The following is a 14800-nucleotide window of genomic DNA, read 5'->3' on the forward strand; positions in this document are numbered from 1 at the left end:
GGCAGGAGCCCGTAATGGCGAAGAAGAAAGCTACTAACGCCACATTCATCAATGATCCGCTCTGGTACAAGGACGCCGTGATCTATCAGGTTCACGTCAAGTCGTTCTTCGATTCCAACAATGATGGTATCGGTGACTTTGCCGGCCTGATCGACAAGCTCGATTACATCGCCGAACTGGGCGTCAACACCATCTGGGTGCTGCCGTTCTATCCCTCGCCCCGGCGTGATGATGGCTACGACATTTCCGAATACCGTGATGTACACAGCGACTACGGCACCATGGCCGATGCCAGAAGGTTCATTGCCCAGGCCCACAAACGCGGCTTGCGGGTCATCAGCGAACTGGTCATCAACCACACCTCGGACCAGCATCCCTGGTTTCAGAAGGCGCGGCATGCCAAGCCCGGTTCCAAGGCCCGGGATTTTTATGTGTGGTCCGATACCGATCAGAAGTATGAGGGCACGCGCATCATCTTTCTGGACACGGAAAAGTCCAACTGGACCTGGGACCCGGTGGCCGGCCAGTACTTCTGGCACCGCTTCTACTCCCATCAACCGGATCTGAATTTCGACAATCCCTACGTGATGGACGCGGTACTGGAAGTCATGCGCTTCTGGCTGGACCTGGGTGTCGATGGCTTGCGTCTGGATGCGATTCCTTACCTGATCGAGCGGGATGGCACCAACAACGAGAACCTGCCCGAGACTCATCAGGTACTCAAGCGCATCCGTGCCGAGATCGACGCCCACTATCCTGATCGCATGCTGCTGGCCGAGGCCAATCAATGGCCGGAAGATACGCAACTGTATTTCGGTGATACCCATGGCCCCAATGGCGATGAATGCCACATGGCGTTTCACTTCCCTCTGATGCCGCGCATGTATATGGCGCTGGCCCAGGAAGACCGCTTCCCGATCACTGACATTCTGCGCCAGACACCGGAAATTCCGGCCAACTGCCAGTGGGCAATCTTTCTGCGCAATCACGATGAACTGACCCTGGAAATGGTCACCGACCGTGAACGGGACTACCTGTGGAATTACTACGCAGCCGACAAGCGCGCCCGCATCAATCTGGGCATCCGCCGACGTCTGGCTCCGTTGGTGGAGCGTGACCGGCGTCGGGTCGAACTGCTCAACAGCATGCTGCTGTCCATGCCCGGTACTCCGACGCTGTACTACGGTGATGAAATCGGCATGGGCGACAACATCTATCTGGGGGACCGCGATGGCGTTCGTACGCCGATGCAGTGGTCCATCGACCGCAATGGCGGTTTCTCCCGTGCCGACCCGGCCAGTCTGGTGTTGCCACCGATCATGGACCCGCTGTACGGCTACCAGTCGGTCAACGTCGAAAGCCAGGAAAAAGATCCTCATTCATTACTGAACTGGAATCGTCGAATGCTGGCGGTGCGCAAGCAGCAGAAGGCATTCGGGCGCGGCACGCTGAAAATGCTGTCACCGTCCAATCGTCGCATCCTGGCTTACATTCGCGAATACACAGGGTCAGATGGACACAACGAAATCATTTTGTGCGTAGCCAACGTTTCCAGTGCGGCCCAGGCGGCCGAACTGGAGCTGTCGGCCCATGCGGGCACTGTCCCGGTGGAAATGCTCGGCGGCAGTGCCTTCCCGCCGATCGGGCAACTGAGTTATCTGCTGACGCTGCCACCTTATGGTTTTTACTGGTTTCTTCTCGCCCCGGAGAATCAAATGCCCAGTTGGCACGTGGAACCTGCGCAAAGCATGCCGGACTTTCCCACGCTGGTACTCAAGAAGCGTCTTGAGGAATTGCTCGACGAGCCGTTGCGCAGCACGATGGAAAACACTTCCCTGGCGGTCTATCTGCCCAAGCGTCGCTGGTTTGCGGGCAAGGACAAGGCCATTGAACAGGTCAACATCGCCTATGCCGTTCGCTTCGGCGACCCGGCGCATCCGGTCCTGCTCAGTGAAATCGAGGTCACTGCCGGTGGTCAGCCAGAGCGTTATCAATTGCCTTTCGGGCTGTTGGCCGAAGATGACATCAGCAGCGCCTTGCCCCAGCAACTGGCGCTTGCCCGCGTGCGGCGCGGTCGGCAGGTGGGGCTGATTACCGATGCCTTTACTCTGGAAACCTTTATCCGGGCAGTGATTCAAGGCATGCAGGATCAGACCGTACTGACCTGCAACGACGGCGAATTGCGTTTCGAGCACACGTCGGAACTGGCGCCCTTGGGGCTGAGTGACGAGTCTGAGGTGCGCTATCTCTCCGCCGAGCAGTCCAACAGCTCTGTTGTGGTGGGCAGCAGCCTGGTGCTCAAGCTGATCCGCAAGGTCAGTGCCGGTACTCACCCGGAGCTGGAAATGGGGGCTTATCTGACCAATGCCGGTTACCGGAACATTTCGCCCTTGCTGGGGGCCGTGACGAGGGTCGGCAATGACGGGCAGCCGCATCTATTGATGATTGCCCAAGGCTACTTGAGCAATCAGGGCGATGCCTGGGAGTGGACCCAGAACAACCTTGAGCGGGCAGTGCGCGATGCGCTGGCACATGGCGTGTCCGAGCAGGAGCAGCATTACAACGCGCTGCTGGAACTGGCGGATTTTTCTCTTTATCTGGGGCAACGACTCGGAGAAATGCACCAGGTTCTGGCAGCACCGACCGATAATCCGGACTTTGCGGTGCAAGTCACCAGCATCGATGACAGTCAGGCGTCGGCGAAAAGCATCGGCGCACAGCTTGAGCGTGCCCTGCAATTGCTCGATCAGCGCAAGGACGATCTGGGGCCGGAAGACCGGCAACTGGTCGATGACCTGAGTGCCAGTCGCCAAGCCATTCAGAACCATGTGCAAGACCTGGCCAGACGCTCGGTGGGCGGTTTGCGCATGCGGGTCCACGGCGACCTGCATCTGGGTCAGGTATTGGTGGTCAAGGGCGACGCCTATCTGATCGATTTCGAGGGCGAGCCTGCCCGCAGCTTGCCCGAGCGACGTGCCAAACACAGCCCGTTCAAGGATGTCAGCGGCGTTTTGCGATCTTTCGACTACGCTGCCGCAATGGCCGTGCGCAGTGCTCAGAGTGTCGACACCTCGGCCGAGGCCGGCGTGGCCCGCCGTCATGTAGCCGAAACCTACCTCGCTCAGGCCCGCGAGGCGTTTCTGGAGGGTTATCGCAAGGCAACACTCGGCCTGGCTCATGCCTGGAAAGACGAGAACGGAGAGAGCGCTGCGCTGGAGCTGTTCACCCTGGAAAAAGCCGCTTATGAAGTGATCTACGAAGCCGAGAATCGTCCGAGTTGGTTGGCCGTACCTTTGCAAGGCTTGCGTGGGTTGCTGGAACTGTCTGATGGAGAAACCAAATGAATTTGCCTGACAAGATCGGTACGGGCCGCCAACCAATGCCTGCTGCTGTCGATATGGATGCTTTGATCCGTGCGGAGCACAGAGATCCCTTTTCCATTCTCGGGCCACATGACGATGGCGCCCACGGGCAGTTCATCCGTGCGTACCTGCCGGGTGCATTGAGTGTTCGTGTGCTTGCCCAGAACGACGGACGTGATCTGGGCGAGTTGCAGATGAGTGAAGTGCCAGGTTTTTTCGTGGGGCATTTCGAGCAGGCACAGCCTTATCTGTTGAAGATCAACTGGGCCGGTGGCGAACAGGTAACCGAAGATCCCTACAGCTTCGGTCCGCTGCTGGGCGAGATGGATCTGTATCTCTTTGCAGAAGGCAATCATCGCGACCTGAGCAGTTGCCTGGGCGCACAGCTCACCAATGTCTCAGGTATCGATGGCGTGCGGTTTGCGGTCTGGGCTCCGAATGCTCGCCGGGTCTCGGTGGTGGGCAGTTTCAATAACTGGGACGGGCGTCGTCATCCGATGCGCCTGCGGCATCCCTCGGGTGTCTGGGAAGTATTCGTGCCTCGCTTGCAGGCAGGCGAGATCTACAAATACGAAATCCTGGGCAGCCAGGGCATCCTGCCCTTGAAATGTGACCCGGTGGCGCTGGCAACCACCTTGCCACCCGATACCGCCTCAAAGGTCGCCCAGCCGTTGCAGTTCGACTGGCAGGACCATGACTGGCTGCAATCGCGCGGCGCCCGGCATGCCCAGACGGCGCCGCTGTCGATCTACGAGCTGCATGCCGGTTCCTGGCAGATGGAGCAGAACGAAGACGGGACGCAGTGGCGGCAATACAACTGGCGTGAACTGGCTGACCGGCTGATCCCTTACGTCAAGGAACTGGGCTTCACCCATATCGAACTGATGCCGATCATGGAGCATCCATTTGGCGGCTCCTGGGGTTATCAATTGCTGGCGCAATTCGCTCCCACGGCACGTTATGGCTCGCCCGAGGATTTTGCGTTCTTCGTCAACGCCTGCCATCAGGCCGAGATCGGCGTGATCCTGGACTGGGTGCCCGCGCATTTTCCAACCGATACCCATGGCCTGGCCCAGTTCGACGGCACGGCGCTGTACGAATATGGCAACCCGCAGGAAGGCTTCCACCAGGATTGGGACACCCTGATCTACAACCTGGGCCGCACCGAAGTGCATGGTTTCATGCTGGCCTCGGCGCTGCACTGGCTCAAGCACTTCCATATCGACGGCCTGCGGGTGGATGCTGTGGCATCGATGCTGTATCGCGATTACTCGCGCAAGGCCGGCGAATGGGTACCGAACCGTTTTGGCGGGCGTGAAAACCTCGAAGCCATTGACTTCCTGCGTCACCTCAACGATGTGGTCGCGATTGAAGCGCCGGGCACCATGGTGATTGCCGAGGAGTCCACGGCCTGGCCGGGCGTCACTCAGAATACCCAGCAGGGCGGGCTGGGGTTCTCCTACAAATGGAACATGGGCTGGATGCATGATTCGTTGCATTACATGCAGCAAGACCCGATTCACCGCGCCCATCACCATAACGAACTGAGCTTTGGTCTGGTGTACGCCTGGTCCGAGCGCTTTATCCTGCCGATTTCCCACGATGAAGTGGTGCATGGCAAGCACTCGCTGATCGACAAGATGCCGGGTGACCGTTGGCAGAAATTCGCCAATCTGCGCGCTTACCTGACCTTCATGTGGACGCATCCGGGCAAGAAGCTGCTGTTCATGGGCTGTGAGTTCGGTCAGTGGCGCGAGTGGAACCACGACGAGCAACTGGACTGGTACCTGCTGCAATATGCTGATCATATCGGCGTGAAAAAGCTGGTATCGGACCTCAACCGCCTGTATCGCCAGGAAAAGGCCCTGCACGAGCGCGATGCCGAGCCGATGGGGTTCCAGTGGCTGATCGGTGACGATGCGGCCAACAGCGTGTTTGCCTGGTTGCGCTGGAGCAAGGAGGGTGAGCCGCTGCTGGTGGTCGCCAACCTGACCCCGGTGCCCCGTGAAAACTATCGTGTTGGCGTGCCATTCACCGGGACCTGGGTCGAACTGCTCAACAGTGATGCTGAAACGTATGCAGGCTCGAATCTGGGTAATGGCGGCGGGGTGCATACCGAAGACAGCCCGAGCCACGGGATGCCTGCTTCTGTTTCATTGAGTCTGCCGCCTTTGGCGGTGCTGATTCTCAAGCCTAAGGTCGAGGAATAGTGAACCGTCGCGGCCAAGGCCCCTCCCACATCTGCGTGGGAGGGGCCTTGGCCGCGACAGCAACCTACCAGCTCACTCTGACCCCCAGATTTCCCCGCAACCCATCCAGGTCATTGTCATCCAGATTGCTGCTGTAATCGGCGCTCAGGTAGAGGCTGATCTCACGGGATAATCGGGTTGTCAGCCCAACGCCCAGGTCAGCCGTCGTCGATTTGTGTTCCGTCTTGATCCGGTCGTTGTGATCGAAGGTCAGTGTGTCCGCACCATCAAAGTTGTGCCACAGGTTACCTTGTAAAAACGGCTCGACCGGAACTCCCCGCACTTGATAGCGGCCTTCAAGCCGTCCACCCAGGCGTGCGGTGGTGTAGGGCTGTGAGTCGAACGCGACGTGTGAGATTCCATCGTTCTGGCTATCGAGGTCGATACGTTGATGGACCACTTGTGCCTGAGGTTCGATAACCCAGTGTGGCGCCAGCGCAATGGGGTAACCCGCCTCGACGGAGAAGCTCAGGACATGGCCGTCAGTGTCGATACGAATCCCCCGGTCTGAACGGCTGTTGCCATCGAGTCGAGTACCCATCGCCACGGTATCCAGATACCAGCCTTGCGGGTCGATCAGGGTCCAGTAGATGCCGAGGCTGTCACCCTGGATTTTCAGCTTGCCAGTACGGCGGCCCTCGAAACCCTCGGCAAAGCCTTTGACGTGGCCGTCCAGTTGCGTGTGGGCAACGAATAGACCGGTTCGCTGGGTGCGTCCGCTGCTGGTTTGCAGGGCCAACAGGTCATGGCCGACCTGATAGCCCTTGAGCGATGCATCCAGGCCAGGAGCTACCGTGCCTGACCAGTCTTGCTGGAAGTCGTTGCCAAATATGCGTGCCCAACCGGCAGCAAAGGCACCGGTCTCGTTCAGCAGGTTCTGGTCGCCTTGACGCTCATGGAAGGTCCCCAGGGATGACAGCGCCAGTTTTGCAGCGGCTGGAGGCACCACTGCGTAATTCGGAACCTCCAGACGATACAAGGGAACAGGCGCAGCACCACGTACAGGCGCGGGAAGCGGCGGGGTGCCAGGTGCGGGAACGGGCTGGGTAGCCGCCGGTTGAAAGGTTGGCGGTGTGGGCGCTGGAGCTTCGGGTGGCACAGGAGTTGGCATTGGCGTCGGCGTTGGTGTTGGTGTCGGTTCAGGAGAAGGCTCGACTGGCACAGTGACGAGCGCCTCAGGTACGGAAATCACCGATGAGCGCAGAAACCAGCTGTTCTCCGAGCCGGCAGTGGCTCCACCCTTGAACAGGTAGTACTGATAGGCGCCGACAGACAATGAGTTTTTCAGTGAAAAGGCTGAGTTATCGCTGGTCGCGCCATTGGCGGCCTCGACCACTTCGATCCCGTTTTGCAGGGTCAATGCACCGACTCCTCCTTGATTGTCGACTGTAATCTGAGTGCTGCCGCTGATCGATCCCCGGGATACCACCAGTTTGTCGCTGGGCGAGTTGTCTTCGCCCAGCACCGATTGCAGCCGTAGCTGCCCGTTATTGCCAACGTAATTGCCATTGACCGTCAGTGTGTCAGTCGCACTGCTGCTACCGGTGCTCATGTCCAGAGTGCCGGCGTTGTTGAGTGTGGCCAAACGAGCGCTGGTAAAAGGCGAAATGCTGCCCGATACGGATGTCAGGGTACTGCTGGCGTCGACATTCATGACTCCCGTTTCGCTGGTGCTATCCCCCAGCGTGAAAATGCCTGCCAGATCCAGCCGTGAACCATTGTTCAGATTGACCGTTTCCCAGTTGGTATAGCGTGCGGGATTTGCTGAGGTTGTTGCATCAAAGGCCAGTAGATCCGTGCCCGGACCACCATTGAGCAGCGGGTTGGGTCCCAGGTAGGTTTCATTCAGATTGCTCAGTGTCGCCGTGTCATTATCGTTCTCCATCAGCACACTGCCGCGTATGTAGCCGCCATTGAGCCAGGTGAAGGTGTCATTGCCGAAGCTGGTGCGAATCCCGCCGCGAATCTCGCCGCCACTGACGGTAACCCTGTCGTTGCCACCACTGACACTGACGATCCCGCCAATACTGCCGCCTGACAGAATGATCGTATCGCGGCCAAAGCCTGTGACCAGATTGTTGACGATGGCCCCGCCCGACATATCGAAGGTATTGTCATCCAGTTTCATGTCCACGCGGCCTATGGTGCCGCCGGTCATTCTGGCCTGATCACCATCCTCGAAGGCGTTACTGATCGTGCCGCCGGTCATGAGAAAGGTGTCCAGGCCATCGCCTTGAGTCAGCGAGCGCAGGGTGCCGCCACTCATGAAGAAATCATCACGGTCGGTACCTTGATTGACATCGCCCGTGATGTTTCCTGCCGTGATACGAAACTGATCCGGCCCCGCGCCCTGATTGACGCTGCCGGTGATGTTGCCGGAATTCATCTCGACCCTGTCGCTCCCTGGCCCATAGGTGACGCTGCCGTTAATCGAACCCGTACCTCCTGCCGGGAATATCAGCGTGTTATTACCGCCAGGTTTGTTCAAGGGACCGCTGCTGCCGCTGTCACAGACCTGTATCTCGTTGGCGATGGTGGCGGTGAGATCGCAGGCACCATGAGCGTTGGGGGAGATGAAGAAGGTCAGTACAGCCAGGGGAAGGATTCGAGCGATGAAGCGCAGTAACCGGTGGTTGATTTTCATGACTGCTCTCTCTGAACACGTGGTCAGGGAGGCGGTTCATGGTTCCAATGCTGGCCTGGCTACCACGCAAGTGACATCCATGAAGGGGTTTTATAAGCCTGATCAATGGCTAGCAGAAACAAGTCAAGATCCGATTGCGGGATGCGTCAATTAGTTGACCGACCGGCGGCATCAGGTTCCGTGCGAAAACAGGTTCAGGTGCCTGCTTGAGGGCGGCGTGATAACCAGAGTGTCAGGGCCAGGGCGGTTATCGACAGCAAAGAGGCATAAAAGAAAATCCAGCCATAGCCCTGACCCAGTGCAATGGCTCCCATCACGGGGCCTGCAATCGCCAGCGCCAGATCAAAGAACACGGCATAGGCGCTCAAACCTGCACCGCGACTGGTGGTAGGGACTTGCTTGATCGCCTCGACACCCAGAGCCGGATACACCAGCGACAGCCCCAGACCGGTAAGGCCCGCGCCCGCCAGGGCAAAACCGGTGTTGGGAGACAGCCACAGCATTACCAGCCCGATGGTTTCCACTGCCATGCACAGCATCGCCGCATTGAAGCCGCCCAAGCGATTGATGGCGCCGATAAAGAGCAGGCGGGCAAGGATGAAACATACCCCGAACATGCTCAGGCACCAGGCTGCTCCTTCCCAGCCACGGCTGATATAGAACAAGGTAATGAAGGTGGTCAGCGTCCCGTAGCCGATGGATGATAGCGTCAACCCAAGGCCATACGGAGCGATACGCCCGAACACCGACCAATAGGGCAGGCGCTCACCGGCAATCACCGGTACCGATGGCTTCTTGCGAATCATCAGCAAGGCCAGGGCCGCCATGGCGACAAGGGCAATGCCCAGGCTGTTGAACCCGGTGTGGTCGATCATCACGACCCCAAGTGGTGCGCCGATGGCAATCGCGCCGTAGGACGCGATGCCATTCCAGGAAATCGAGCGTGCCGTATGCTCCGCGCCGACCTTGCCGATACACCAACTGATGGTCCCGACCCCGATCATGCCCTGAGATACGCCGAGGAACAGCCGTGCAACGATCAAAATCCACAGGCTGGCCAGAGGAATGCTTTCAAGCAGCGTGGCGGCCAGCGTCATCACACCGCTGATGACTATCCCGCAAAGGCCAAGGACGATGGCGCGTTTACTACCCATATTGTCCGTCAGCCGGCCGGCAAAGGGACGGCTGAGCAGGGTGGCCAGGTATTGCGAGCCGATGGTCAGACCTGCGACCACCGCACTGAATCCGAGTTGGTCGTGTACATAGCCGGGCAGCACGGCAATTGGCAGGCCGATGCACAGGAAGGCGATGAAGGTATAGAAGACGATTGAGACAATTTGCAGCGTGATCGCCATGGAACTTGGCTGCGCTGAAGGTTTCTGGCTTGAGGCGGCAGGCATTGGACTCGTTCGCTGGCAGGCGGTTGGAATGGAATCATCATGGCGCGGTAAGGGCTTAAATGAAAGCACGCTAACAATCTGATCGGGTGTATTGCTGTTCTTCTCACGTAGTCATAGGATGACTGACCACAAACACAATAACAAAAGGTGCTTCATGAAAAAAAACCTCCTGCTGGCGGCTGCGGTTTCCTGCTCGTTCGGTCTGTCTGCTCATGCAGCGACTTTCGCTTATATCTCCAGCCCTGCTGACGGGCTCATTTCCCAATACCGACTGGACGCGGCAAGCGGGGCGCTTAGCCTGATAGAGCAGACCAAGGCAGGCGATCAGGTCAACCCTATGGCTCTCTCGCCAGATGGCAAGACGCTGTTTGCCGCATTGCGCGCCAAGCCTTATCAGGTGGTCGGTTTCGGCATTGAGCCCGGCACCGGGCATCTGAAACAGATTTCCCAAGGACCACTGGCCGAGAGCCTGGCTTACCTGTCCACTGACCGCAGCGGTCGATTTCTGCTTGGCGCGTCCTATGGCGGCGACCTGCTCAGTGTTCAGCCCATCGATGAGCAACAGCGCCCAGGCGACAGCATCAAGACCTACAAGACCGGCCTGCATGCCCATTCGGTGCGTACAGACCCGAGCAACCGATTTGTGTATGCCGGCAACCTGGGCGTAGATCACGTCCTGCAATATCGTCTGGAGAAGGACGGCACGCTTGCACCGATTGGCACGGGTTACGTCTCCGTTGCAGACAACACCGGGCCACGCCATCTGGCCTTCTCGCCGGACGGCAAGTACCTGTATGTGGTGGGAGAGATGAGCGGCACCGTGGACGGTTTTTCAATCAATGATCAAACCGGCGCGTTGACCGCGATCACCCGGGCAGCCGGAATCCCGGAACGCCTGAAACTTGCCCATGGCGAAGTTCGTGATGCCCGCAACAACGACCTGAAGGACGATCCGACTCCACGCATCTGGGCAGCAGATATCCGTATTGCGCCGGATGGCAAGTTGCTGTTTATCAGCGAGCGTACTTCCAGCAGCGTGTCGGTCTTCAAGGTCGAGCCTTCGAGCGGCAAGATCAGCTTCCTCGAGAACTACGCGGTCCAGGAAAAACAGCCACGCAATATCGCGGTATCGCCTGATGGCCGCTGGTTGCTGGTGACGGGAGAGAAGAGCGAGGTGGTGGGCAGTTATTCGATTGGCGCAGAGGGCGCATTGAAGCGTGTGGGCGAAGCGCCGTCGGGTAAAGGTGCGCTTTGGATCGAGGTGTTGAATCAGCCGGGGGCCTGATTGATAAGGCTTTCGCGAATGAGCGGAGCGCCGCACGATTCGCTCCTACGGGGAATTTTCAACACCGCAGGAGCGAATTTATTCGTGACAGGCGAGCTTAGATCACCACACCCTGGCTACGCAGGTAATCATCGTAGGTGCCGCTGAAGTCGATCACGCCGCTTGGGCTGAGTTCGATGATGCGGGTGGCCAGCGAGGATACGAACTCACGGTCGTGGCTGACGAAAATCAGCGTGCCCGGATAGTTTTCCAGCGCCAGGTTCAAGGCTTCGATGGATTCCATGTCCAGGTGGTTGGTCGGTTCGTCCATCACCAGCACGTTCGGTTTTTGCAGGATCAGCTTGCCGAACAGCATACGGCCTTGCTCACCACCGGAAATGACCTTGACCGACTTGAGGATCTCGTCGTTGGAGAACAGCATGCGGCCCAGAGTGCCACGCACCAGTTGCTCGCCGCCTTGGGTCCACTGGCCCATCCAGTCGAACAGCGTACTGTCGTCCTCGAAGTCGTGGGCATGGTCCTGGGCGTAGTAGCCGATTTCAGCCGATTCGGTCCACTTGATCGAGCCGGCATCCGGCGTCAGGTCGTTGACCAGAGTGCGCAGCAAGGTGGTCTTGCCGATGCCGTTCGGGCCGATGATCGCAACGCGCTCGCCAGCTTCTACGGTGAAGCTGAAGTCCTTGAACAGGATATTGCCATCGAACCCTTTGGCCATGTGCTCCACGACAACGGCCTGACGGTGCAGCTTCTTGGTCTGTTCAAAGCGGATGAACGGGCTGACACGGCTGGAAGGCTTGACCTCGGCGAGCTGGATCTTGTCGATCTGCTTGGCGCGGGAAGTAGCCTGCTTGGCTTTCGAGGCGTTGGCCGAGAAGCGGCTGACGAACGATTGCAGCTCGGAAATCTGTGCTTTCTTCTTGGCGTTGTCGGCCAGCAACTGCTCGCGGGACTGGGTCGCCACGGTCATGTATTCGTCATAGTTGCCAGGGAACAGGCGCAACTCGCCGTAGTCCAGGTCAGCCATGTGGGTGCACACGCTGTTCAGGAAGTGACGGTCGTGGGAGATGATGATCATCAGGCTGTTACGCTGGGTCAGAACGTTTTCCAGCCAGCGGATGGTGTTGATGTCCAGGTGGTTGGTCGGCTCGTCGAGCAGCAGCACTTCCGGATCGGAAAACAGCGCCTGAGCCAGCAGGACGCGCAGTTTCCAGCCCGGTGAAACTTCGCTCATCGGGCCGTTGTGCTGCTCGATGCCGATACCCAGGCCCAGCAACAGCTCGCCAGCGCGGGACTCGGCGGTGTAGCCGTCCATTTCCGCGAATTCGGTTTCCAGCTCGGCAACGGCCATGCCGTCGTCTTCGGTCATTTCCGGCAACGAGTAGATACGGTCACGCTCGGCCTTGACCTTCCACAACTCTTCGTGACCCATGATCACGGTGTCGAGAACGGTGAATTCCTCGTAGGCGAACTGATCCTGGCGCAATTTACCCAGGCGCACGTTCGGCTCCAGCATCACCTGGCCACCGGAAGGTTCGAGATCGCCACCCAGAATCTTCATGAACGTGGACTTGCCGCAGCCGTTGGCGCCGATCAGGCCGTAACGGTTACCGGCACCAAACTTGACCGAGACATTCTCGAACAAGGGTTTGGGGCCGAACTGCATGGTTATATTCGCGGTGGAGATCAATTGCCTTACCTATCAATAACTTGGGAAATGCCGATGTGAGCCGTACCCCGAAGGGCGGCTCGCTCCAGTCGGAGCTTGAGTGGTTCCAGCGAGGCATACGTCGATAGCAACCAGCCTGTCAGAGACGGGTTGCCGGAATATGAATGCGGGGTTCATGCCAGACTTTGGCGCGCATTGTCGCATAGGTGGGGCGGTAGTCATATGGGGGATCTTTGAAGGTGGCCGATCCAGTCGTCGGCCACCTCGAAAGCATGAACCTGCGTTATTTGCCAATGACGCTTTACAGCCTAGGCTTTCTGCCTGATGGACCGGATACCGGGTCCTTGCATTCAGGAGTAGTCCAATGTCGAGCAAACCACCGCTCTTTAACGACGAAATTCAGGCATGGGATCTGTATGCCTCTGCCGCGCTCAGTGCCACGATTGTGAAAGCCGAATCTGCCGAGCAGGCGGTCGAGGCTGCGGCCGATCTGGCGGACAGCCTTCTCAAGGAGCGGGCAAAGCGTATCAAGGCTGCGAAGGAGCATCTTTTTCAGCATTGAGGTCTTTCTCAAGCCCGGCCATTGTGCCGGGCTTTGACATTTTTCCTGATGCTCCTGTGTTCTGGAAAAAACAGAACTGGTACGGTCATGCTCCTTCTCTGTGATCCAAGAACTCGAAATGCTGCGAATACTCGGCAAGGCATCGTCAATCAACGTCAGAAAAGTACTCTGGGCATGCGCCGAAACAGGCCGGCCTTTTGAGCAGGAAGACTGGGGAAGCGGTTTTCGGGCGACGGATACGCCCGAATTCATGGCCTTGAACCCCAATGCCATGGTGCCCGTGATTCTGGAAGACGACTTTGTCTTGTGGGAATCCAATACCATCATTCGCTATCTGGCTTCTGCTCACCCGGATGAAGGTTTCTACCCGTCCCAGCCCAGAGCCAGGGCTCGCATAGATCAGTGGATAGACTGGCAGGCAACGGACCTCAACAAGTCCTGGACCTATGCGTTCATGTCGCTGGTCAGGCGTTCGGCCGGGTTTCAGGATCGAGATGCGTTGAAGGCATCCAGCAGCAGTTGGTCCCGGCATATGCAGATACTGGATCGACAGCTTGAGCTGACCGGCGCTTATGTGAGCGGCACGTCGTTTACCCTTGCGGATATCCCGATTGGCCTCTCGGTCAATCGATGGTTTGAAACCCCGCTGGACCATCCGGATTTTCCCGCAGTCGCTGCGTACTATGAGCGTCTGAGCGATCGCCCCGGTTATTTGCTGTATGGCAGAAACGGAACTCCGTGACCGGATATTCACCGAACCCCTTCGTAAACAGGAGTCGCAGTTGTGACCACCATAAAAATAACCGCCGGCGGATATGAGTTCCTGGCTGAGGCCAATCCCGATGCACCGCAAACCGTCGCGGCCTTCTTGAAGTTGCTGCCTTACCGGCAGAAGTTCATTCATGTGCGCTGGAGCGGAGAGGGGTGCTGGGTGCCGCTGGATGATTACCAGCTCATGCTCGACGACAAGCCGATCGGTTTCGAGAATGCGACCAGCCATCCTTCGGTGGGCGACATTCTGTTTTATCCGGGTGGTTACAGTGAAACCGAAATCATCCTGGCCTACGGCTCCTGCTGTTTTGCGAGCAAGATGGGGCAGTTGGCGGGCAATCACTTTCTGACCATCACTGAGGGCAAGGAAAACCTGCGCAAACTGGGCGTCAAGACCTTGTGGGAAGGGGCGCAGGATGTGGTTTTCGAGTTGGTCGAGAGTTGATCGGCAGTATGGGGTGCTAGAATCGGCTTTTTTCGACGAAGGCATGTCATGAAATTTCCGGTTTCTATCATCGCGGCCACTCTGTTGCTGGCCGGATGCGCGGCTCCCTCAGACTCCGCTCGTTCGGTCGGGCCTGCCAAGGTCCTGTCCAGCAGCAAGCAGGATGCTGCCGTCGCTCAATGCATCCAGGTTTCCTGGCAGAACGAAGCGATGTTCGGCACGTCCTCTGATGTGTTCATGCACAAGCTTTCCGGTGGCGGCTTTACGGTCTTCACCACTGAAGCCAGATACTTCGCCGACGTGCGCAGCAAAGGCCCGAGCACCGAGATCGAGTTCTATGCCCCGCAAGGCGACAGCCACTCCGCGTTGAGGGCAGCGGCAATTGCTACCTGTTTGTAAGATGGAAGCAGGCTGAA

Annotated in this window: 10 protein-coding genes; 7 read left to right on the forward strand and 3 right to left on the reverse strand. The window is 58.3% G+C overall.

The annotated features are described in order from the left end of the window. Positions 1-14: 14 nt before the first annotated feature. The gene (gene treS / locus JL015_RS00675) at positions 15-3344 is read left to right on the forward strand and encodes a maltose alpha-D-glucosyltransferase (protein WP_201017000.1); all 3330 of its coding nucleotides are present in this window, start codon (positions 15-17) and stop codon (positions 3342-3344) included. Next, complete coding sequence (gene glgB / locus JL015_RS00680) at positions 3341-5572, forward strand: 1,4-alpha-glucan branching protein GlgB (protein WP_201017001.1); 2232 nt, start codon at positions 3341-3343, stop codon at positions 5570-5572. Before treS ends, glgB begins: the two co-directional genes overlap by 4 nt. 64 nt (positions 5573-5636) lie before the next feature. On the opposite strand, the gene JL015_RS00685 is transcribed toward glgB, so the two are convergent. Further along, positions 5637-8255, reverse strand: coding sequence for an autotransporter family protein (locus JL015_RS00685; RefSeq protein ID WP_201017002.1), 2619 nt, complete (start codon positions 8253-8255; stop codon positions 5637-5639). 194 nt (positions 8256-8449) lie between these two features. After that, on the reverse strand, positions 8450-9655 hold the full coding sequence (locus JL015_RS00690) for an MFS transporter (RefSeq protein WP_201017003.1): 1206 nt from the start codon (positions 9653-9655) through the stop codon (positions 8450-8452). Positions 9656-9809: 154 nt separating this feature from the next. On the opposite strand from JL015_RS00690, the gene JL015_RS00695 reads away from it, so the two are divergent. After that, positions 9810-10940, forward strand: coding sequence for a lactonase family protein (locus tag JL015_RS00695; protein WP_201017004.1), 1131 nt, complete (start codon positions 9810-9812; stop codon positions 10938-10940). 97 nt (positions 10941-11037) lie between these two features. Here JL015_RS00695 and JL015_RS00700 read toward each other — a convergent pair whose 3' ends face one another. Further along, a complete protein-coding gene (locus JL015_RS00700) occupies positions 11038-12627 on the reverse strand; it encodes an ABC-F family ATPase (RefSeq protein ID WP_025260106.1) in 1590 nt (529 codons plus the stop codon). A gap of 343 nt (positions 12628-12970) precedes the next feature. Between JL015_RS00700 and JL015_RS00705 the strand changes: the two genes are divergently transcribed. From JL015_RS00705 to JL015_RS27630, 4 genes are all read left to right on the forward strand, one after another. Further along, positions 12971-13168, forward strand: a complete 198-nt coding sequence (locus tag JL015_RS00705) for a hypothetical protein (protein ID WP_025260108.1) — start codon at positions 12971-12973, stop codon at positions 13166-13168. A gap of 118 nt (positions 13169-13286) precedes the next feature. Beyond that, positions 13287-13910, forward strand: a complete 624-nt coding sequence (locus tag JL015_RS00710; protein ID WP_201017005.1) for a glutathione S-transferase family protein — start codon at positions 13287-13289, stop codon at positions 13908-13910. A 42-nt stretch (positions 13911-13952) separates the two neighbouring features. Further along, positions 13953-14384 carry a DUF3830 family protein gene (locus JL015_RS00715; RefSeq protein WP_201000481.1) on the forward strand — a complete coding sequence of 144 codons (432 nt, stop codon included), beginning with the start codon at positions 13953-13955 and terminating at the stop codon, positions 14382-14384. A gap of 48 nt (positions 14385-14432) precedes the next feature. Next, a complete protein-coding gene (locus JL015_RS27630; RefSeq protein WP_236250120.1) occupies positions 14433-14783 on the forward strand; it encodes a 2-oxoacid ferredoxin oxidoreductase in 351 nt (116 codons plus the stop codon). The last annotated feature ends 17 nt before the right edge of the window (positions 14784-14800 follow it).

It is taken from the genome of Pseudomonas cichorii (genome assembly GCF_015471405.1).
In the GTDB taxonomy this organism is placed as follows: Bacteria; Pseudomonadota; Gammaproteobacteria; order Pseudomonadales; family Pseudomonadaceae; genus Aquipseudomonas; species Aquipseudomonas serbiensis.